Here is a 19,488-nt window from a genome sequence, read left to right on the forward strand (position 1 = left end):
ATCCGCGGGATGGCTTCCCGCGTGGACGCGGCTTTCCTCCCTGTTTCCCTTTCACGGCGCACGCGCCCCACCGACATGACCTCAACGCAAGACCCCCGCTGGCAGTTCTGGATCGACCGCGGCGGCACCTTCACCGACATCGTGGCCAAGCGGCCCGACGGCACGCTCACCACGCACAAGCTGCTGTCCGAAAACCCCGAGCAATACCGCGACGCGGCGGTGGCGGGCATCCGCCACCTGCTGAACCTCAAGCCCGGCGAGCCGGTGACGCCCCGCCAGGTGGCCTGCGTGAAGATGGGCACCACCGTGGCCACCAACGCGCTGCTGGAGCGCAAGGGCGAGCCCACGCTGCTGGTCACCACGCGCGGCTTCCGCGACGCGCTGCGCATTGCCTACCAGAACCGCCCGCGCCTGTTCGACCGCCACATCGTCCTGCCTGAGCTGCTCTACAGCCGCGTGATCGAGGCACAGGAGCGCGTCGGGGCGCACGGCGAGCTGATCGAGGCGCTGGACGAGGCGCACCTGCGCGAGCGCCTGTGGGCCGCCTTTGATGCCGGCCTGCGCAGCGTGGCCATTGTCTTCATGCACGGCTACCGCTACACCGCCCACGAGGCCGCGGCCGCGCGGCTGGCCAGGGAGATCGGCTTCACGCAGGTCAGCACCTCGCACGAAACCAGCCCGATGATGAAGTTCGTGAGCCGGGGCGACACCACGGTGGTGGACGCCTACCTCTCGCCCATCCTGCGCCGCTACGTGGACCAGGTGGCGAGCGAGATGCCCGGCGTGCCGCTGTTCTTCATGCAGAGCAGCGGCGGCCTGACCGATGCGCACCGCTTCCAGGGCAAAGACGCCATCCTCTCGGGCCCGGCGGGCGGCATCGTGGGCATGGCCCGCACAGCCACCCTGGCTGGACACGACAAGGTGATCGGCTTCGACATGGGCGGTACCTCCACCGACGTGTCGCACTACGCGGGCGCCTTCGAGCGCGAGTTCGAGACCCAGGTGGCTGGCGTGCGCATGCGCGCGCCCATGATGAGCATCCACACCGTGGCGGCCGGCGGTGGCTCCATCCTCAGCTTCGACGGCTCGCGCTTTCGCGTCGGCCCCGAGAGCGCGGGCGCCAACCCCGGCCCCGCGAGCTACCGCCGCGGCGGTCCGCTGGCCGTGACGGACGCCAACGTGATGCTCGGCAAGATCCAGCCCGCCCACTTTCCGAAGGTCTTCGGTCCGCAGGCCAACGAGGCCCTGAGCGCCGAGGCCGTGCGAGAGAAGTTCGACGCGCTCGCGCGCGACACGGGCCGCACGGCCGAAGACGTGGCCGAGGGTTTCATCCGCATCGCCGTGCAGCAGATGGCCAACGCGATCAAGAAGATCTCGGTGGCGCGCGGCTACGACGTGACGCGCTACACCCTGCAGTGCTTCGGCGGCGCGGGCGGCCAGCACGCCTGCCTGGTGGCCGACGCGCTCGGCATGGGCCGCGTGTTCGTGCACCCGTTGGCGGGCGTGCTGAGCGCTTATGGCATGGGCCTGGCCGATCAGAACGTGATCAAGGAGCAGGCGGTGGAGCGCGTGCTGGAGGCCGGCGCGCTCGACGCCATCGCCGGGCAGCTCGAGGCGCTGGCCCAGGCGGCGGGCGAGGAGCTGCGCGCCCAGCAGGTGAGCCAGGGCGAGGTGCAAATGCACCGCCGCGTGCACGTGCGCTACGAGGGCAGCGACGCCGCGCTCATCGTGCCCTTCGGCGAGCTGGCCGCCATCGAGTCGGCCTTCGAGGCGGCCTACCGCCAGCGCTTCGCCTTCCTCATGCCGGGCAAGCGCCTGATCGCCGAGGCGGTGTCGGTGGAGGCCGTGGTGGCGGGCGACGCGCCCGCCGAGCCGCGCCACGCCCTGCACGAGCCGCGCGAGGTGCCGCGCCGCGACACGGTCAGGCTGTACGCCGAGGGCCAGTGGCAGGACGCCGCCCTGGTGGTGCGCGAGGACCTGCGCCCGGGCGACGTCATCCCCGGCCCGGCCATCATCGCCGAGAAGAACGCCACCACCGTGGTGGAGCCGGGCTGGGAGGCCCAGCTCACCGCGCTGGACCACCTCGTGCTGGAGCGGCGCGTGCCGCGCGCGGCGCGCCACGCCGTGGGCACCACGGTAGACCCGGTGCTGCTGGAGGTGTTCAACAACCTGTTCATGAACATCGCCGAGCAGATGGGTCTGCAGCTGCAGAACACCGCCTACTCGGTGAACATCAAGGAGCGGCTGGACTTCTCCTGCGCGCTGTTCGACGCCGAGGGCAACCTGATCGCCAACGCGCCGCACATGCCGGTGCACCTGGGCTCGATGGGTGAGAGCATCAAGACCGTGATCCGAAAGAACGCGGGCCGCATGCAACCGGGTGACGTGTATGTGCTCAACGACCCGTACCACGGCGGCACCCACCTGCCCGACGTGACGGTGATCACGCCGGTCTACATCGGCGGCGCCGACCAGCCGACCTTCTATGTGGGCTCGCGCGGCCACCACGCCGACATCGGCGGCACCACGCCGGGCTCCATGCCGCCGTTCTCCACGCGCATCGAGGAAGAAGGCGTGCAGATCGACAACGTGAAGCTGGTGGAGGGCGGGCGCCTGCGCGAGGCCGAGATGGTCGCGCTGCTGCAGAGCGGCGAGTACCCCAGCCGCAACCCGCAGCAGAACATGGCGGACCTGAAGGCGCAGATCGCCGCCAACGAGAAGGGCGTGCAGGAGCTGCGCAAGATGGTCGAGCAGTTCGGCCTGGACGTGGTGCAGGCCTACATGCGCCACGTGCAGGACAACGCCGAGGAATCGGTGCGCCGCGTGATCACGCGCCTGAAGAACGGCCAGTTCACCCTGCCGCTGGACAACGGCGCGCAGATCCAGGTGGCGGTGCGCGTGAACGCCGCCGAGCGCAGCGCGCGCATCGACTTCACCGGCACCAGCCCGCAGCAGACCAACAACTTCAACGCGCCCACGGCGGTGTGCATGGCGGCGGTGCTGTACGTGTTCCGCACGCTGGTGGACGACGACATTCCGCTCAACGCGGGCTGCCTCAAGCCCCTTGAAGTCATCATCCCGCCGGGTTGCATGCTCAACCCGAACCCCCCGGCCTCGGTGGTGGCCGGCAACGTGGAGACCTCCACCTGCATCACCAACGCGCTGTACGGCGCGCTGGGGGCGATGGCGGCGAGCCAGTGCACGATGAACAACTTCACCTTCGGCAATGCGCGCCACCAGTACTACGAGACGATCTCGGGCGGCAGCGGCGCGGGCGGCGTGACGGACGAAGCGGGCCGGCTGGTCGACGGGTTCAACGGCACGTCGGTGGTGCAGACGCACATGACCAACTCGCGCATGACGGACCCCGAGGTGCTGGAGTTCCGCTTCCCGGTGCGGCTGGAGAGCTACCAGATCCGCCAGGGCTCGGGTGGTGCGGGGCGCTGGCATGGCGGCGACGGGGGCGTGCGCCGCGTGCGCTTCCTGGAGCCCATGACGGCGAGCATCCTGTCCAACGGGCGCGTTCACCCCTCGTTCGGCATGGCCGGTGGCCAGCCGGGGGCGCTGGGCATCAACCGCGTGGTGCGCGCCGACGGGCGCACGGAAGAACTCAAGCACATCGGCCAGGCCGAGATGGCCGCGGGCGACATCTTCGAGATCCACACGCCGGGTGGCGGCGGGTACGGGCAGGCCTAGAGCTCTTCCACGCGGCGCGCCGGGTAGCTGTCCCAGGCCTGGCAGCCCGGGCACTGCCAGAAGTGCTGGCGCGCTTCGAAGCCGCAGGCCGCGCAGCGGTAGCGCCGCAGCGGGCCGCTGGCATGCTCCAGCGCACGCTGCACGCTGGACTGGGCCTGCGGGTTGGACAGGGTCTCGCCCGCCAGCCACTGGCTGGCGATCACGAGCGAGGGCTCAGCTTCCAGGTGGCGCAGGTACATGCCGCGCGCGCCCTCGGGCTGCGGCGCCAGGCGGGCCAGGGCCTCGGTCACATCGATGGAGGGCGCGCGCGCCTGGGCGTTGCCCAGGGCGCGCAGCACGGGGTCGGTGCGGCCGGTCTGCTGGGCCAGCTCGGCCATGGCGCGCGCGGCCAGCGGCAGGGCGGCGGGCGCCTGCTCGGCCAGGGCCAGCAGGTCGTCCAGGGCGCCGGCCGCGTCGCCCTGCTGGCTGCGCAGGGCCGAGCGCGCCATCCAGCCGCGCGCCAGCGTGGGCGCGCGCCGCACGGCCTCATCGAGCAGGGCACGCACGCGCTCGGCCTGGCCCTCGCGGTGCGCGAGCTCGGCCAGTTCGCACAGGTAGTGCGCCACGCGCGTGGTGAAGGCGCCGTGCTCCGCCGAGTCGAGCTTTTCGGCAATGGCGCGGGCCTGCGCCCAGTCGCGCGAGCGTTCGTAGATGCCCAGCAGCGCCAGGCGCGCCTCGTTCTCGAAGGCCGTGCCTTCCAGTTTGCTCAGCGCCGACTCGGCGCGGTCGAGCAGGCCGGCCTTGAGGAAATCGAGCGCCAGTGCGTGCTGGGCGCGGTCGCGCTCCTTGCGGTTGAGGTCGGCCCGCGAGAGCAGGTGTTCGTGCACGCGCACGGCGCGGTCGTAGTCGCCGCGGCGGCGGAACAGGTTGCCCAGGGCGAAGTGCAGCTCGGTGGTGTCGGGGTCGCCCTGCACGGCCTCGATGAAGGCGTCGATGGCCTGGTCCTGCTGTTCGTTGAGCAGGTGGTTCAGGCCGCGGAAATAGGCCTTGGGCGCCTGCCGGCCTTCGATGCGCCACTGGCGCAGGTCCAGGCGCGAGGCCACCCAGCCCAGTGCGAAAGCCACCGGCAGGCCCCAGAGCAGCCAGGTCAGGTCAAAGTCCATGCCGGCGATCGACGGGGTCTTGTGGCATCAGCGTGGTTTCGCTGCCGAACAGGGTGGTGTTGCCGCGCTGGCGGTGCCGGCGGGCGCGCAGCCACAGCGGCAGCATCACGATGACACCGAGGAACACGCCGATGAGCAGCACCAGCAGCAGCACCAGCACCAGCGGTGCCTCCCAGCTGTGGCCGAAGAACAGCTTGAGCGTGACGCTGTCCTGGTTGTTCAGCGCGAAGGCGAAGAGGACAAAAAAAATGGCCGCGTTGAGCAGCCACATGAGGTACTTCAAAACATCCCCTCAAGTGGTGGGGGACGATTGTAGCGAGGGGGTATCAGCCGGTGCGTCGCTGGTCCTCGTGCTGCTGCATGAGGGCGGTGCGCTCGTCGACCTGCTCGCGCAAGGCCTTGCCGGGCTTGAAGTGGGGCACGCGCTTCTCGGGAATCATCACGCTCTCGCCCGAACGCGGGTTGCGTCCGATGCGAGGCGAGCGGCGATTGACCGAGAAACTGCCGAAGCCCCGGATCTCGATGCGGTGGCCCTTCACCAGGGCATCGCCCATGGCGTCGAGGATCGCCTTGACGGCGAACTCGGCATCGCGGTGGGTGAGCTGGCCGAACCGGGCGGCCAGGGCTTCGACAAGATCGCTGCGGGTCATTGGACGCGGATCAGCGGCCGTTGCTGCTGTTGTCCAGCTTGGCGCGCAGCAGGGCGCCCAGGCTGGTGGTGCCGGCATTGCCCGCGCTCTGGCTCAGGTTGGCCATGGCTTCCTGCGCGTCGGCGTTGTCCTTGGCTTTGATCGACAGCTGGATGTTGCGCGTCTTGCGGTCGACGTTGACGACCACGGCCGAGACCTCGTCGCCTTCCTTGAGCACGTTGCGGGCATCTTCCACGCGGTCGCGGCTGATTTCCGAGGCACGCAGGTAGCCGAGCACGTCTTCGCCGAGGTCGATTTCGGCGCCCTTGGCGTCCACGGTCTTGACCTTGCCGGTCACGACGGAGCCCTTGTCGTTCACCGACACGAAGGTGGTGAACGGGTCGCCGTCGAGCTGCTTGATGCCCAGGCTGATGCGCTCGCGCTCGACGTCGATGGCGAGCACCACGGCCTCGACTTCCTGGCCCTTCTTGTAGTTGCGCACGGCTTGTTCGCCGGCTTCGTTCCAGGACAGGTCGGACAGGTGCACCAGGCCGTCGATGCCGGCGGCCAGGCCGACGAACACGCCGAAGTCGGTGATCGACTTGATCGGGCCCTTGACGCGGTCGCCGCGCTTGGTCTGCTCGGCGAATTCGTGCCAGGGGTTGGCGCGGCACTGCTTCATGCCCAGGGAGATGCGGCGCTTGTCTTCGTCGATGTCGAGGACCATGACCTCGACCTCGTCACCCAGCGACACCAGCTTGGACGGGGCCACGTTCTTGTTGGTCCAGTCCATTTCGGAGACGTGCACCAGGCCTTCGATGCCCGGCTCGAGTTCCACAAACGCGCCGTAGTCGGCGATGTTCGTGACCTTGCCGAACATGCGGGTGCCCTGCGGGTAGCGGCGGCTCACGCCCAGCCAGGGATCGTCGCCCATCTGCTTGAGGCCCAGCGAGACGCGCTGCTTCTCGGTGTCGAACTTGAGGATCTTGGCCGTGATTTCCTGGCCGGCCTGCACCACCTCGCTGGGGTGGCGCACGCGGCGCCAGGCCATGTCGGTGATGTGCAGCAGGCCGTCGATGCCGCCGAGGTCGACGAACGCACCGTACTCGGTGATGTTCTTGACCACGCCGTGCACGATGGCGCCTTCCTTCAGGGTTTCCATCAGCTTGGCGCGCTCTTCGCCCATGGAGGCTTCCACCACGGCGCGGCGGCTCAGCACCACGTTGTTGCGCTTGCGGTCGAGCTTGATGACCTTGAATTCCAGGGTCTTGTTCTCGTAGGGGGTGAGGTCCTTGGTGGGACGGCTGTCGACCAGCGAGCCCGGCAGGAAGGCGCTGATGCCGTTGACCATGACCTTGAGGCCGCCCTTGACCTTGCTGGTGGTGGTGCCGGTGACGAATTCGCCCGACTCCAGGGCCTTTTCCAGGGCCATCCACGAGGCCAGGCGCTTGGCCTTGTCGCGCGACAGCAGGGTGTCGCCGAAGCCGTTCTCGACGGAGTCGATGGCGACGGACACGAAGTCGCCGACCTGCACTTCGAGTTCGCCTTGGTCGTTCTTGAATTCGGACAGCGGGACGTAGGCTTCCGACTTCAGACCGGCGTTGACCACCACGTGGTTGTGTTCGATGCGAACGACCTCGGCGGTGATGACTTCGCCCGCGCGCATTTCGGCGCGCTTGAGGGACTCTTCAAAGAGGGCGGCAAAAGATTCAGACATTGGGTTTTCCTGAAACCGCTTGGTGTCGGCGCACGGAGGCCCGCAGGGGGCGGCGCGGGTGACGACGGGTGGGCGGTGTAGCGTTGTGCCGTGTGGAACACGGCGGGTTGGTTGACGATCCCTGGGACCTGCGGACGGGGAACATCCGGCGGGGTCTTCGGGGCCTGGGGGTGGCTTGCTCAGCGGACCGGGAAAGCCTGTTGGCCGTGCCAGCGTTTCAACACGAATTGCACCGATTGCTCGATGTCCAGTTCGGAGTTGTCCAGCAGCACCGCGTCTTCGGCCGGCTTCAGGGGAGCGTGCGCGCGGTTCATGTCGCGAGCGTCGCGCGCCTTGAGGTCGGCCAGAAGGTCGTCGAGTATAGCCGGTATTCCCTTTGAAATCAATTGCTTATGGCGGCGCTGGGCGCGCTGCTCGGCGCTGGCCGTGAGGTAGATCTTCAGCGGGGCGCCGGGGAAGATGACGGTGCCCATGTCGCGGCCGTCGGCCACCAGGCCGGGCAGGTGGCGCATCTGCAGTTGCAGGTCGACCAGGGCGGCGCGCACCTGGGGCACGGCCGAGACGCGCGAGGCCGCCATGCCGGCGGGTTCGGCGCGCAGGGCTTCGGTGACGTCCTCGCCTTCCAGCCAGGTCTTGCCGGGGGTGAAGCGCACGTCCAGGCCGGCGGCCAGGCGGCCCAGGCGCTCGGCATGGGCGGGCTCGCGCAGGTCGGCTTCGGTGGTGGACAGGCCCTCGCGCTCGGCCGCCAGGCCCACCAGGCGGTACAGGGCGCCGGAGTCGAGCAGGTGGTAGCCCAGGCGCGAGGCCAGCTCGGCCGCCAGCGTGCCCTTGCCGGAGGCGGTGGGGCCGTCGATGCAGATGACGGGGATGCGCTCGGCCGGCGTGTGGCAGACGCCGAACAGGGTTTCGAAGTAGTCGGGGAAGGTCTTGCCCACGCACTTGGGGTCTTCGATGCGCACCGGCAGGCCGGCCGGGTTGAACGCCGCGAGCGAGAAGCACATGGCGACGCGGTGGTCGTCGTAGGTGTGGATGCTGGCCCGCCGCCATCCGTAGGCCCCCACGCTCCCCACTGCGTGTGGTTCGCTACCCTCCGAGGGCGCTGCCCCGCCTTGGGGCGTCCCGGCGGCGGGGCCCGCGGGCGGCGTGACGCGAATGAAGTCCGCGCCTTCTTCGATGGTGGCGCCGAGCTTGCGGCCTTCGATGGCCATGGCGGCGATGCGGTCGGTTTCCTTCACGCGCCAGCTGGCGATGTTGCGCAGCGTGGTGGTGCCGTCGGCGTAGAGCGCCATCACGGCCAGGGTCATGGCCGCGTCGGGGATGTGGTTGCAGTCGAGGTCGATGGCCTTGAGCGGCCAGGCGCCGCGGCGCACGCGCAGGCGGTTGCCGTCGCCCTCGACCTCGGCGCCCATGAGCCGCGCGGCCTCGATGAAGCGGATGTCGCCCTGGATGGAGTCCGTGCCCACGCCTTCGATCACGACGCCGTCGGTCCCTGGCGTGGCGGGCGCGATCGCGCCCAGCGCGATGAAGTAGCTGGCCGAGGAGGCGTCGGCCTCGACGGCGATGCGCCCCGGCGAGGCGTAGCGGCTGCCGCGCGGGATGGTGAAACGCTGCCAGCCCTCGCGCCGCACATCCACGCCGAAGCGCTGCAGCAGCTTGAGCGTGATCTCGATGTAGGGCTTGGAAATGAGCTCTGTGGTGACCTCGATCACCGCGTCGCGCTCCTGCGCCACCAGCGGCAGCGCGAGCAGCAGGGCGGTGAGGAACTGGCTGGAGACGTCGCCGCGCACGCGGATGGGCCCGTCCAGGCGCAGCGGGTGCGTGCTGCCGTCGCCCAGGCGCAGCGGTGGGTAGCCTTCGTTCTGCAGGCAGGCCACCGGGCAGCCGAGTTGGCGCAGGGCGTCGACCAGGTCGCCGATGGGGCGCTCGTGCATGCGCGGCACGCCGGACAGCTCGAAGCGTGCGCCCTGGGCCGTGGCCAGGAGCGACAGCGCGGCCGTCAGCGGGCGCATGGCGGTCCCGGCGTTGCCCAGGAAGAGGGCGGCCTCGCGCACCGGCAGCCGCCCGCCCAGGCCCTGCACGCGCACGCTGGCCGGGCCGGTCTCTTCGATGGCGCAGCCCAGCTGGCGCAGGGCCGCGAGCATCACGCGCGTGTCGTCGGAGTCGAGCAGGTCCTCGACCAGGGTGGGGCCTTCGCTGAGCGCGGCCAGCAGCAGCACGCGGTTGGAGATGCTCTTGGAGCCCGGCAGGCGCACGCGGCCGCCGGCGCTGGTGAGGGAAGGGAGGTCGAGGCTGGGGATGTCGAACATGCGCGGTCGGCGGCTCAGCCCTGGGGCTTGACGGCCGTCATGCGCCAGCCGGCGCGCGCCTCGCTGGCCTGGTCGATCAAGGTTTCGAGCGCGTCGGGGTCGTTGTTCTTGATCGCCGCCTCCAGCTCTTGCAGGGCGCGCAGGAAATGGCGCGACTGCGAGACCAGCTCTTCCTTGTTGGACAGCAGGATGTCGCGCCAGACGGCGGCGTCGCTGGCCGCGATGCGGGTGAAATCGCGGAAGCCGGGACCCGCCAGGGCCAGGAAGTCCTTGCCCTCGTCCTGCTTCTGGATGGCGTTCATGAGCGCGAAGGCCAGCAGGTGCGGCAGGTGGCTGATGGCCGCGTAGGCGGCGTCGTGCCCCTCGGGCGTCATGCGCTTGACCTGGCAGCCCAGCGCGCGCCAGACCTTCTCGGCCTTGTCCAGGTGCGCGGGCAGGGTGCGCTCGATGGGCGTGAGGATGACCTGGCGGCCGGTGTAGAGGTCGGGGTCGGCGTGGTCCACGCCGGCCAGCTCCTTGCCGGCGATGGGGTGGGCTGGCACGAACACGCCCACCTGCTCGCGCAGCACGCGGCGCGCGGCGTCGATGACCTCGCGCTTGGTGGAGCCCACGTCCATGATGAGCACGTCGTTGCGCACCAGGTGGCGGATGGCCTTGAAGGTGGCCTCGGTGGCGGACACCGGCACGGCCAGCAGCACCAGGTCGGCGCCCGAGACGGCGAGCAGCGCGGACGGTGCTTCCACGTCGATCACGCCGAGCTGGCGCGCGCGTTCGGTGGTGGACGGCGACTTGCTGTAGCCCACCACGCGCTTGACCAGCCCGGCGCGCTTGAGCGCGAGCGCGAAGGAGCCGCCCATGAGGCCGCAGCCGATCAGTCCGAGTTGCTCAAACATCATTCCGTCACCGGGTAGGCGCCCAGCACCTTGTAGAAGGCGCACAGGCGTTGCAGTTCTTCGAGCGCGGCCGCGACGTGCGGCTGCGAGGGGTGGCCGGCGAGATCGATGTAGAAGTAGTACTCCCATTGACCGGACTTGGCGGGGCGCGATTCGAAGCGCGTCATGGACACGCCGTGCTGCTTCAGCGGCACCAGCAGGTCGTGCACGGCGCCGGGGCGGTTGGGCACCGACACCACGAGGCTGGTGCAGTCGCGCCCGCTGGCGGGCGGCATGGCCAGGGTCTGCGGCAGGCAGATGATGGCGAAGCGCGTGCGGTTGTAGGCCTCGTCCTGCACCGCGTGCGCGACGATGTGCAGGCCGAACTGCGCGGCGGCGCGCTCGCTGGCCAGGGCGGCGAAGCGCGGGTCCTCGGCGGCCAGGCGCGCGCCCTCGGCGTTGCTGGAGACGGCGCGGCGCTCGGCGTTCGGCAGGTGCTGCGACAGCCAGCCCTGGCACTGCGCGAGCGCCTGGGGGTGGGCCATCACGACCTCGATGCCCTCGAGCGAGGCCTCGCGGCACAGCAGGTTGTGGCGCACCAGCAGGCTCACCTCGCCCACCACGTGCACGGGCGAGCGCAGGAACAGGTCGAGCGAGCGCGCGACCACGCCTTCGGTGGTGTTCTCGACGCCGACCACGCCGAACTGGGCCGTGCCGGCGGCGGTGGCGTGGAAGACCTCGTCGAAGCTGGCGCAGTGGATCAGGTTGGCGGCGCTGCCGAAGAACTCGATGGCCGCCTGCTCGCAGAAGGTGCCCTGCGGTCCCAGCACGGCCACGCGCTGCGGCGTCTCCAGCGCGAGGCAGGCCGACATGATCTCGCGCCAGATGGCGCCCACGTGCTGGTTGAGCAGCGGGCCGGGGTTGGCGGTCTGGATCTTCTCGATGACCTGGGCCACGCGGTCCGGGCGGAAGAAGGGCGAGCCTTCCTGGCGTTTGAGTTCGCCGACCTTCTCGGCCACCAGCGCGCGCTGGTTCAGCAGTGTCAGCAGTTGCTGGTCGATCGCGTCGATCTGAACGCGCAGTTCGCCCAGGGCTTCGGATTGTTGCGGTGAAGCTGCCATCGGATCAGGCCATTTCCTTTTCGAAGTCGCGCAGGTAGTCCACCAGGGCCTGGACGCCTTCGATGGGGATCGCGTTGTAGATGCTGGCGCGCATGCCGCCGACCGATTTGTGCCCCTTGAGCTGCAGCAAGCCGCGCGCCTGTGCGCCGGCCAGGAAGGCCTCGTTGCGCGACTCGTCCTTCAGGAAGAACGGCACGTTCATGCGCGAGCGGCAGTCGGGCGCGACGCGGTTTTCGTAGAAGGGCGACTGGTCGAGGAAGTCGTACAGCAGCTTGGCCTTGGCGATGTTGCGCGCCTCCATGGCCGCCACGCCACCCTGGCGCTTGAGCCATTGGAAGGTCAGGCCCGCGATGTAGATCGCGTAGGTGGGCGGCGTGTTGTACATCGAGGCGTTGTCCGCCACGGTCTTGTAGTTGAAGGCACTGGGGCAGATGGGCAGGGCGTGGCCGAGCAGGTCCTCGCGCACCACCACCAGCGTGAGACCGGCCGGCCCCAGGTTCTTCTGCGCGCCGCCAAAGGCCAGGCCGACGCGCGACCAGTCCACCGGGCGCGAGGCCACGTGCGAAGAGAAGTCGACCACCAGCGGGGCATGGCTGCCCAGGGCCTTGAGGTCGGGCAGCGCCTGGAACTCCACCCCATGGATGGTTTCGTTGCTGCAGATGTGCACGTACTGCGCGTCGGGCGAGAGTTGCCAGCTGGCCGGATCGGGCAGGGTGGTGTGGCGGCTGTCGGCGTTGCTCGCGGCCAGATGGGTCCGCGCGTAGCGCCCGGCCTCTTTCAGCGAGTTCTGGCTCCAGCCGCCCGTGACCACGAAGTCGACCACGCCGCCGTGCGACAGGTTCATCGGCACGATGGCGTTTTCGGCCAGGCCGCCGCCCTGCATGAACAGGATCTTGAAGTGCGAGGGCACGGCCAGCAGTTCGCGCAGGTCGGCCTCGGCTTGGGCGGCGATCTCGCCGAAGGCCTTGCCGCGGTGGCTCATTTCCATCACGCCCATGCCGGTGCCGTGCCAGTCGAGCATCTCGCGCGCGGCGATCTCCAGCACCTCGGCCGGCATCGCGGCCGGGCCGGCGGAGAAGTTGTAGGGCCGCGCCATCACGCGGCCGGCGCGGCGTCGCCGCTGTCGGGTTCACCACCCTCGGGAACGTTGGCGTCGTTTTCGACGATGCGCTGCAGGCCGGAGAGTTCGTCGCCATCGTCCAGCGAGATCAGCGTCACGCCCTGCGTGGCGCGGCCCATTTCGCGGATCTCGGCGACGCGGGTGCGCACCAGCACGCCCTTGTCGGTGATCAGCATGATCTGGTCGTCGGTGTGCACCAGCGTGGCGGCCACGACCTTGCCGTTGCGCTCGCTCTGCTGGATGGCGATCATGCCTTTGGTGCCCCGGCCGTGGCGCGTGTACTCGCCGATCGGGGTGCGTTTGCCGTAGCCGTTGACGGTGGCGGTGAGCACGCTCTGCGTCTCGTCCTCGGCCACCAGCATGGCGATCACGCTCTGGCCGTCCTCCAGCATCATGCCGCGCACGCCGCGCGCGTTGCGGCCCATGGGGCGCACGTCGTTCTCGTCGAAGCGCACGGCCTTGCCGCCGTCGGAGAACAGCATCACGTCGTGACGGCCGTCGGTGAGCGCGGCTCCGATGAGGTAGTCGCCTTCGTCCAGGTCGACGGCGATGATGCCGGCCTTGCGCGGGTTGCTGAATTCGTCGAGCGCGGTCTTCTTGACCGTGCCGCCCGCCGTGGCCATGAACACGTAGTGGTCGGCGGGGAAGCTGCGGAACTCCCCGGTGAGCGCCAGCACCACGTTGATCTTCTCGCCCTCGGCCAGCGGGAACATGTTCACGATGGGCTTGCCGCGCGAGCCGCGCGAGCCGCTGGGCACCTCCCAGACCTTGAGCCAGTACAGGCGGCCGCGGTTGGAGAAGCACAGGATCCAGTCGTGCGTATTGGCGATGAAGAGCTGGTCGACCCAGTCGTCTTCCTTGGTGGCCGTGGCCTGCTTGCCGCGCCCGCCGCGCTTTTGCGAGCGGTACTCGTTGAGCGGCTGGCTCTTGATGTAGCCCGAGTGGCTCAGCGTGACGACCATGTCGGTCGGCGTGATCAGGTCCTCGGTGGCCAGGTCCTGGGCGTTGTGCTCGATCTCGCTGCGGCGCGCGCCCAGCTTGGTCTGGCCGAACTCCTGTTTCACCGCGACCAGTTCTTCGCTGATGATGATCGAAACGCGCTCGGGCTTGGCCAGGATGTCGAGCAGGTCATCGATCTCGGCCATCACGTCCTTGTACTCGGCGACGATCTTGTCCTGCTCCAGGCCGGTCAGGCGCTGCAGGCGCATCTGCAGGATTTCCTGGGCCTGCGTGTCCGACAGGCGATACAGGCCGTCGCCCTGCATGCCGTAGCCGCGGTCCAGGCCTTCGGGTCGGTAGTCGTCGGCGTTGATCGTGCCGCCGTCGGCCTTGGCGCGCGTGAGCATCTCGCGCACCAGCTGGCTGTCCCAGCTGCGGGTCATCAGCTCGGCCTTGGCCACCGGCGGCGTGGGCGATTCGCGGATGATGCGGATGAACTCGTCGATGTTGGCCAGGGCCACGGCCAGGCCTTCGAGCACGTGGCCGCGCTCGCGCGCCTTGCGCAGGTTGAAGATGGTGCGCCGCGTCACCACCTCGCGGCGGTGTTCCAGGAAGACCGTGACCAGGTCCTTCAGGTTGCACAGTCGCGGCTGGCCATCCACCAGCGCGACCATGTTGATGCCGAAGGTGTCCTGCAGCTGCGTCTGCTTGTAGAGGTTGTTCAGAACAACCTCGGGCACCTCGCCGCGCTTGAGCTCGATCACCAGGCGCATGCCGGACTTGTCCGACTCGTCCTGGATGTGGCTGATGCCCTCGATCTTTTTCTCGTGCACCAGCTCGGCCATGCGCTCCTGCAGCGTCTTCTTGTTGACCTGGTAGGGCAGCTCGTCAACGATGATGGCCTGGCGCTGGCCGCGGTCGATGTCCTCGAAGTGGCACTTGGCGCGCATCACCACGCGGCCGCGGCCGGTGCGGTAGCCGTCCTTCACGCCCTGCACGCCATAGATGATCCCGGCGGTGGGGAAATCGGGCGCCGGGATGATCTCCATGAGTTCGTCGATGGAGGCCTCGGGGTTCTTCAGCAGGTGCAGGCAGGCGTCCACCACCTCGTTGAGGTTGTGCGGCGGGATATTGGTGGCCATGCCCACGGCAATGCCCGCGCTGCCGTTGACCAGCAGGTTGGGCAGGCGCGTCGGCAGCACCAGCGGCTCCTTCTCGCTGCCGTCGTAGTTGGGGCCATAGTCGACCGTCTCCTTGTCGATGTCGGCCAGCATCTCGTGGGCGATCTTCGACAGGCGGATCTCGGTGTATCGCATGGCCGCGGCGTTGTCGCCATCGACCGAGCCGAAGTTGCCCTGACCGTCCACCAGCATGTGCCGCAGGGAAAAGTCCTGGGCCATGCGCACGATGGTGTCGTACACCGCCGAGTCGCCGTGCGGGTGGTACTTACCGATCACATCGCCGACGATACGGGCCGATTTTTTGTAGGGCCGGTTCCAGTCGTTGTTGAGCTCGTGCATCGCATAGAGCACGCGCCGGTGCACCGGCTTGAGACCGTCGCGGGCGTCTGGCAGGGCGCGGCCCACGATCACGCTCATGGCGTAATCGAGGTAGCTCCTGCGCATCTCCTCTTCCAGACTGATGGGCAGTGTTTCTTTGGCGAATGAGGTCATGGAAGAAGGGCGCGTGATGGGTCTCTGCAAGGCAACGGAAGATTTTAATCGGCGCCAATCGGGCGCTTGCCTGGGCGGTCATGTTGTACCTGGGCAACGGATGTCGCGTCAGGCCCGTAGGCGTTGTCTGATCTTGGCGCCCCGGGATTGGCGCGATGATCCTTGTGGCACAATGACTTGAGCGTTTTGGAGTGCTCACATCCAGGCGCCTCTATATCTAAATACGTCACGCAGGTCGTCTGCGGCTTACCTAGAGGAAAACCATGAAGAAACTCAACCGAGTGGCAATGCTGTTTGCAACCGCCGCCATGGCAACGGCTGCTGGCGCCCAGACCATCGACAACTGGCGCAATGGCACCAGCGAGCTGGTGTGGAAAAACGGCACCAACGAACTCTGCTGGCGTGACGCCTCCTGGACCCCCGCGACCGCTGCCAAGGGTTGCGACGGCGCCATCGTGCCGGCGGCCGCTCCGGCCCCCGCCCCGGCCCCGGCTCCGGCACCCGCCGCCGCTCCGGCCCCGAAGCCCGCGCCTGCCGCCGCCCCCGTGGCCCCCGCCGCCACCAAGGTGACCTACGCCGCCGACGCCTTCTTCGATTTCGATAAGGCCGTGCTCAAGCCCGAAGGCAAAGCCAAGCTGGACGACCTGGCTGGCAAGGTGAAAGGCATCAACCTCGAGGTGGTGATCGCCGTGGGCCACACCGACTCGACCGGTAAGGCCGCCTACAACCAGACCCTGTCGGTTCGTCGCGCCGAAGCCGTCAAGGCCTACCTGGTGAGCAAGGGCATCGAAAGCAACCGCATCTACACCGAAGGCAAGGGCCTGACCCAGCCGGTGGCCGACAACGCCACCCGCGAAGGCCGCGCCAAGAACCGCCGCGTGGAAGTCGAAGTGGTCGGTACTCGCAAGAACTGATCGATTCGATCGTTCTCAAAGAACCGCGCCTCGGCGCGGTTTTTTGTTGTCTTCTCGATAATTGCCCAATGACTGCGCAAACGAATGCCGATCCGGCCGAACTGGCCAAATTTTCCGACCTCGCCCACCGCTGGTGGGATCCCGATGGTGAATTCAGGCCCTTGCACCAGATCAATCCGCTGCGCATGGCGTGGATTGATGGCATTGCGCCCTTGAAGGGCCAACGGGTGCTTGATGTGGGGTGCGGTGGAGGCATCTTGTCCGATGGCATGGCGCGGCTGGGTGCGGACGTGCTCGGTATCGACCTGGCGTCCAAGGCCTTGCGCGTGGCCCAGCTCCATGCCCTGGAGGCGGGTACGTCCGGCGTGCGCTACCAGGAGATCAGCGTCGAGGAACTGGCGCGCGAGCAGCCGGAGAGTTTCGATGTGGTGACGTGCATGGAGATGCTGGAGCACGTGCCCGATCCATCCTCCGTGGTCCGCGCCTGCGCCGCGCTGGTGAAGCCGGGTGGGCACGTGTTTTTCTCCACGCTCAACCGCAACCCCAAGGCCTTCCTGTTCGCGATCCTGGGGGCCGAGTACGTGCTGGGCCTGCTGCCGCGGGGCACGCACGAGTACGCGCGCTTCATTCGGCCGAGTGAGCTCGCGGCCCATTGCCGCGGCGCCGGCCTGGCGCTGGAGCACACGCGCGGCATGGAATACAACCCGCTCACGCGGCGCTATTGGCTCAGCGGTGACACCAGCGTGAATTACCTGTTCGGCACGCGCAAGGTCTGAGCGATGGGTCAGCGCTTCAATGGCCTGCAGGCCGTGCTATTCGATCTGGACGGCACGCTGCTCGACAGCGCGCCCGATCTCGGCGGTGCGGCCGATAGCCTGCGCGAGGCGCGCGGCTTGCCAGCGCTGCCGATCGGCTCGTACCGCGCCCATGCCGGCGCGGGCGCGCGTGGCATGTTGCGCGTGGCGTTCGACATGGCGCCCGATCACCCAGAGTACGCCGCCCTGCGTTTGGCCTTCCTCGACGCCTATGAGGCGCGCATGCTGCAACTCACGAGGCCCTTCGACGGCGTGCCAACGCTGCTGGAGGCCTTGAGTGGCGCGGACATGCGCTGGGGCGTGGTGACAAACAAGGCCGAGCGGCTCACCCACCCCATTGCCCGGTCGCTGCGGCTGTTCGACGCGGCGGGGGCCATCGTCTGCGGCGACACCACGCCGCACGCCAAGCCCCACCCCGCACCGCTGCTGGAGGCGGCCCGGCGCCTGGGGGTCGACCCAGGGCGCTGCGTCTACGTGGGCGACGACGAACGCGACATCCAAGCGGGGCGTGCCGCCGGCATGCGCACGGTGGCCGCGCGCTACGGTTACCTGGGTCCTGGCGCGGACGTCGCGGCCTGGGGCGCCGATGCGCAGATCGATGCGCCACTCGAGGTCTTGAATCTGATCGAACTGCCCTAAAATCCCACTCTCCTGGGGCTGCACCGGTTTCGACGTGGGTTCGGACGCGCAGCAGGGCATGCCGAGGTTCTGTCACCTCGTAAAACCGCAGAAACAAACCAACTGCCAATACTGAAGCAGCAAACGACAAAGCTTTCGCCCTCGCGGCCTAAGTAGAGTCGTTCGGGGCCTAACCTCCCCGATCCTCGCAACAGCTCGTCGATGGGCTGCGCCGAGGGCCGCAAGGCCTGAAGCCGCGAGGTCATTCACATCGACTGGTTCCGCGCCGGGCAGCTTGGCGCGGGATGAGATCCAAGGCTGCTGGTTGACCGGGTAGCGTGCCACTGCGCGATCCGGCCGGCGAGACCCAAAACAGACGGCTACGCATGTAGAACTGCTCGAAGAAGGCTTGCGGACGGGGGTTCAATTCCCCCCAGCTCCACCACCTTTTCCGCCCGTGGGCCGCTGGCCCGCGGGCTCGCGCTGTTTCAGGCGCCGACGCCTGTCCCAGCGCACGCGCAAGCGCCACGCCGCATGCGCGATGGCGTACGCCACCAGGCCGCAAGCGACGGCCAGGACCGCCAATCCCACGAACAGCGGTTTGCCGACCTGGCCGATCTGCGCCAGCCAGCGCTTGAGCCGGTCGACCAGGCCCAGCCGCTCGGCCTCCGGGTCGGGCGTGGCGGTGAGTTCTTCCACCAGGCGCTCTTCGCTCATGGCCGGCGGCTGAACGGCTTCGTCCTCGCCCAGCACGGCCTTGCCGAGCCGGTAGGCCACGTAGTACACGGGCCCGAAAGTGACGGGGTTGGTGACGAACGTGCTGGCCATGGCCACCGGCACGTTGGCGCGCAGCACCACGGCCAGGGTGGCCGCCACGGGCATCTGGGCGATCGGGATCAGCAGGCCAAAGAAAACGCCCAGCGCCACGCCCAGGGCCACGCCCTTGCGGCTCAGGTGCCACAGACGCGGATGGGCCATGAACGGTGCCAGCCAGCGCAGCCAGCGGTTGCCAAGGATGGTCTCGGGCGTGGGCAGCCAGGCCTTGAGTTTTTGTGAAAAACGGGATGTCACGGGGAAAGGCGGCAGATGGGGGTGGCGGCGGTCTCTCACCGATCCGGCCGGGCGCAGCGAGTTCGCGCGGAGCGCCTGGCGCCATTGTCGCGGCCTGCCGCCTCAGTAGACTCGCGGCCCATGAAACGCTTGGAAGAACTGCTTTTCACCCAGGGCTTCGGCACCCGCCGCGTGTGCCGTGGCCTGGTGCAGCAGGGTCGCGTGCGCGTCGGTTCGCCGCCGCAGCCTTGCCTGGACCCCGACGCGCTGTTCGAGCCGCAGGGCTTCGTGTTCGAGGTGGAAGGGGTGCCCTGGACCTGGCACGAGCGCGCCTACCTGGCGCTGCACAAGCCCGCTGGCTTCGAGTGTTCCCAGCGTCCCGGCGCGCACCCCAGCATCTACACCCTGCTCCCCGCGCCGCTGCGCCAGCGCGGCGGTGGCGCGGCCGCCGGGGTGCAGGCCGTCGGCCGGCTCGACCACGACACGACGGGGCTGCTGCTGCTGTCCGACGACGGCGCGTTCATCCACCGCCTCACTTCGCCCCGCCACCACGTGCCCAAGGTGTACGAGGTCAGCTTGCGCCACGCCATGGACGGTCTCGCCTGTCAGCGGCTGCTCGATGGGGTGGTGCTCGACGACGATCCCCGGCCGGTGCGGGCGGCTGGCGCGACCTTGGTGGACGCTCACCACCTGCGGCTGGTGCTCACCGAGGGCAAATACCACCAGGTCAAGCGCATGGTGGCCGCGGTGGGCAACCGCGTGGAGGCGCTGCACCGTTCGGCCATTGGCGCCTTGAGTCTGCCGCCGGATATGGCCCCGGGCCATTGGCGCTGGCTCACGCCAGAGGAAGTGCAGGGTTTGCGCGGGCGCTGAGCG

15 protein-coding genes and 1 other RNA gene are annotated in these 19,488 nt (G+C 68.7%); 6 read left to right on the forward strand and 10 right to left on the reverse strand.

What is annotated here, in order from left to right; all coding sequences use genetic code 11:
• Positions 1-75 precede the first annotated feature (75 nt).
• Positions 76-3,696 (forward strand): hydantoinase B/oxoprolinase family protein, encoded by a 3,621-nt coding sequence (locus JNX00_RS08215; RefSeq protein WP_204744655.1) that lies wholly within the window; start codon positions 76-78, stop codon positions 3,694-3,696.
• Here JNX00_RS08215 and lapB read toward each other — a convergent pair.
• The 9 genes from lapB to gyrA all read right to left on the reverse strand — a co-directional run bounded on the left by lapB (position 3,693) and on the right by gyrA (position 15,215).
• Complete coding sequence (lapB, locus tag JNX00_RS08220) at positions 3,693-4,838, reverse strand: lipopolysaccharide assembly protein LapB (RefSeq protein ID WP_070398193.1); 1,146 nt, start codon at positions 4,836-4,838, stop codon at positions 3,693-3,695. The two genes, JNX00_RS08215 and lapB, sit on opposite strands and share 4 nt — an antisense overlap.
• Complete coding sequence (locus tag JNX00_RS08225) at positions 4,828-5,121, reverse strand: lipopolysaccharide assembly protein LapA domain-containing protein (protein ID WP_070398192.1); 294 nt, start codon at positions 5,119-5,121, stop codon at positions 4,828-4,830. The genes lapB and JNX00_RS08225 overlap by 11 nt, the downstream gene beginning before the upstream one ends.
• Positions 5,122-5,164: 43 nt before the next feature.
• Positions 5,165-5,488, reverse strand: coding sequence for an integration host factor subunit beta (locus JNX00_RS08230; RefSeq protein WP_070398191.1), 324 nt, complete (start codon positions 5,486-5,488; stop codon positions 5,165-5,167).
• 10 nt (positions 5,489-5,498) lie between these two features.
• Positions 5,499-7,184, reverse strand: a complete 1,686-nt coding sequence (rpsA, locus tag JNX00_RS08235; protein ID WP_070398190.1) for a 30S ribosomal protein S1 — start codon at positions 7,182-7,184, stop codon at positions 5,499-5,501.
• Between the two features lie 179 nt (positions 7,185-7,363).
• On the reverse strand, positions 7,364-9,490 hold the full coding sequence (locus tag JNX00_RS08240; RefSeq protein ID WP_204744656.1) for a bifunctional 3-phosphoshikimate 1-carboxyvinyltransferase/cytidylate kinase: 2,127 nt from the start codon (positions 9,488-9,490) through the stop codon (positions 7,364-7,366).
• A 14-nt stretch (positions 9,491-9,504) separates the two neighbouring features.
• Positions 9,505-10,383: a prephenate dehydrogenase/arogenate dehydrogenase family protein gene (locus JNX00_RS08245; RefSeq protein WP_070398188.1), complete on the reverse strand. Its 879-nt coding sequence runs from the start codon at positions 10,381-10,383 to the stop codon at positions 9,505-9,507.
• Entirely contained in the window at positions 10,383-11,483 is a 1,101-nt protein-coding gene (gene pheA / locus JNX00_RS08250; protein ID WP_070398187.1) for a prephenate dehydratase, read from the reverse strand. The genes JNX00_RS08245 and pheA overlap by 1 nt, the downstream gene beginning before the upstream one ends.
• Before the next feature lie 4 nt (positions 11,484-11,487).
• Positions 11,488-12,579 (reverse strand): 3-phosphoserine/phosphohydroxythreonine transaminase, encoded by a 1,092-nt coding sequence (gene serC, locus JNX00_RS08255; protein ID WP_204744657.1) that lies wholly within the window; start codon positions 12,577-12,579, stop codon positions 11,488-11,490.
• Positions 12,579-15,215, reverse strand: a complete 2,637-nt coding sequence (gene gyrA / locus JNX00_RS08260; protein ID WP_204744658.1) for a DNA gyrase subunit A — start codon at positions 15,213-15,215, stop codon at positions 12,579-12,581. The genes serC and gyrA overlap by 1 nt, the downstream gene beginning before the upstream one ends.
• Before the next feature lie 263 nt (positions 15,216-15,478).
• On the opposite strand from gyrA, the gene ompA reads away from it, so the two are divergent.
• The 4 genes from ompA to ssrA all read left to right on the forward strand — a co-directional run bounded on the left by ompA (position 15,479) and on the right by ssrA (position 18,007).
• Positions 15,479-16,129, forward strand: coding sequence for an outer membrane protein OmpA (ompA, locus tag JNX00_RS08265; RefSeq protein WP_070398184.1), 651 nt, complete (start codon positions 15,479-15,481; stop codon positions 16,127-16,129).
• A 68-nt stretch (positions 16,130-16,197) separates the two neighbouring features.
• Positions 16,198-16,905 (forward strand): bifunctional 2-polyprenyl-6-hydroxyphenol methylase/3-demethylubiquinol 3-O-methyltransferase UbiG, encoded by a 708-nt coding sequence (gene ubiG, locus JNX00_RS08270; RefSeq protein ID WP_204744659.1) that lies wholly within the window; start codon positions 16,198-16,200, stop codon positions 16,903-16,905.
• Positions 16,906-16,908: 3 nt separating this feature from the next.
• Entirely contained in the window at positions 16,909-17,583 is a 675-nt protein-coding gene (locus JNX00_RS08275; protein WP_070398182.1) for an HAD-IA family hydrolase, read from the forward strand.
• A 14-nt stretch (positions 17,584-17,597) separates the two neighbouring features.
• Positions 17,598-18,007: a transfer-messenger RNA gene (gene ssrA, locus JNX00_RS08280) on the forward strand.
• Here the strand turns inward: ssrA and JNX00_RS08285 are convergent.
• Complete coding sequence (locus JNX00_RS08285; protein WP_239478278.1) at positions 17,986-18,633, reverse strand: DUF2062 domain-containing protein; 648 nt, start codon at positions 18,631-18,633, stop codon at positions 17,986-17,988. The two genes, ssrA and JNX00_RS08285, sit on opposite strands and share 22 nt — an antisense overlap.
• 120 nt (positions 18,634-18,753) lie before the next feature.
• On the opposite strand from JNX00_RS08285, the gene JNX00_RS08290 reads away from it, so the two are divergent.
• Positions 18,754-19,485: a 16S rRNA pseudouridine(516) synthase gene (locus JNX00_RS08290; RefSeq protein ID WP_204744660.1), complete on the forward strand. Its 732-nt coding sequence runs from the start codon at positions 18,754-18,756 to the stop codon at positions 19,483-19,485.
• Positions 19,486-19,488: the final 3 nt, after the last annotated feature.

The organism is Hydrogenophaga sp. YM1, from assembly GCF_016903055.1.
Taxonomy (GTDB): domain Bacteria; phylum Pseudomonadota; class Gammaproteobacteria; order Burkholderiales; family Burkholderiaceae_C; genus Hydrogenophaga; species Hydrogenophaga borbori.

Coding starts and splice junctions, on each gene's coding strand:
- rpsA (WP_070398190.1), bottom strand. CDS start 7,184: ATGTCTGAATCTTTTGCCGCCCTCTTTGAAGAGTCCCTCAAGCGCGCC.
- JNX00_RS08215 (WP_204744655.1), top strand. CDS start 76: ATGACCTCAACGCAAGACCCCCGCTGGCAGTTCTGGATCGACCGCGGC.
- gyrA (WP_204744658.1), bottom strand. CDS start 15,215: ATGACCTCATTCGCCAAAGAAACACTGCCCATCAGTCTGGAAGAGGAG.
- JNX00_RS08275 (WP_070398182.1), top strand. CDS start 16,909: ATGGGTCAGCGCTTCAATGGCCTGCAGGCCGTGCTATTCGATCTGGAC.
- pheA (WP_070398187.1), bottom strand. CDS start 11,483: ATGGCAGCTTCACCGCAACAATCCGAAGCCCTGGGCGAACTGCGCGTT.
- ompA (WP_070398184.1), top strand. CDS start 15,479: ATGAAGAAACTCAACCGAGTGGCAATGCTGTTTGCAACCGCCGCCATG.
- JNX00_RS08230 (WP_070398191.1), bottom strand. CDS start 5,488: ATGACCCGCAGCGATCTTGTCGAAGCCCTGGCCGCCCGGTTCGGCCAG.
- JNX00_RS08290 (WP_204744660.1), top strand. CDS start 18,754: ATGAAACGCTTGGAAGAACTGCTTTTCACCCAGGGCTTCGGCACCCGC.
- ubiG (WP_204744659.1), top strand. CDS start 16,198: ATGACTGCGCAAACGAATGCCGATCCGGCCGAACTGGCCAAATTTTCC.
- serC (WP_204744657.1), bottom strand. CDS start 12,579: ATGGCGCGGCCCTACAACTTCTCCGCCGGCCCGGCCGCGATGCCGGCC.
- JNX00_RS08245 (WP_070398188.1), bottom strand. CDS start 10,383: ATGTTTGAGCAACTCGGACTGATCGGCTGCGGCCTCATGGGCGGCTCC.
- lapB (WP_070398193.1), bottom strand. CDS start 4,838: ATGGACTTTGACCTGACCTGGCTGCTCTGGGGCCTGCCGGTGGCTTTC.
- JNX00_RS08240 (WP_204744656.1), bottom strand. CDS start 9,490: ATGTTCGACATCCCCAGCCTCGACCTCCCTTCCCTCACCAGCGCCGGC.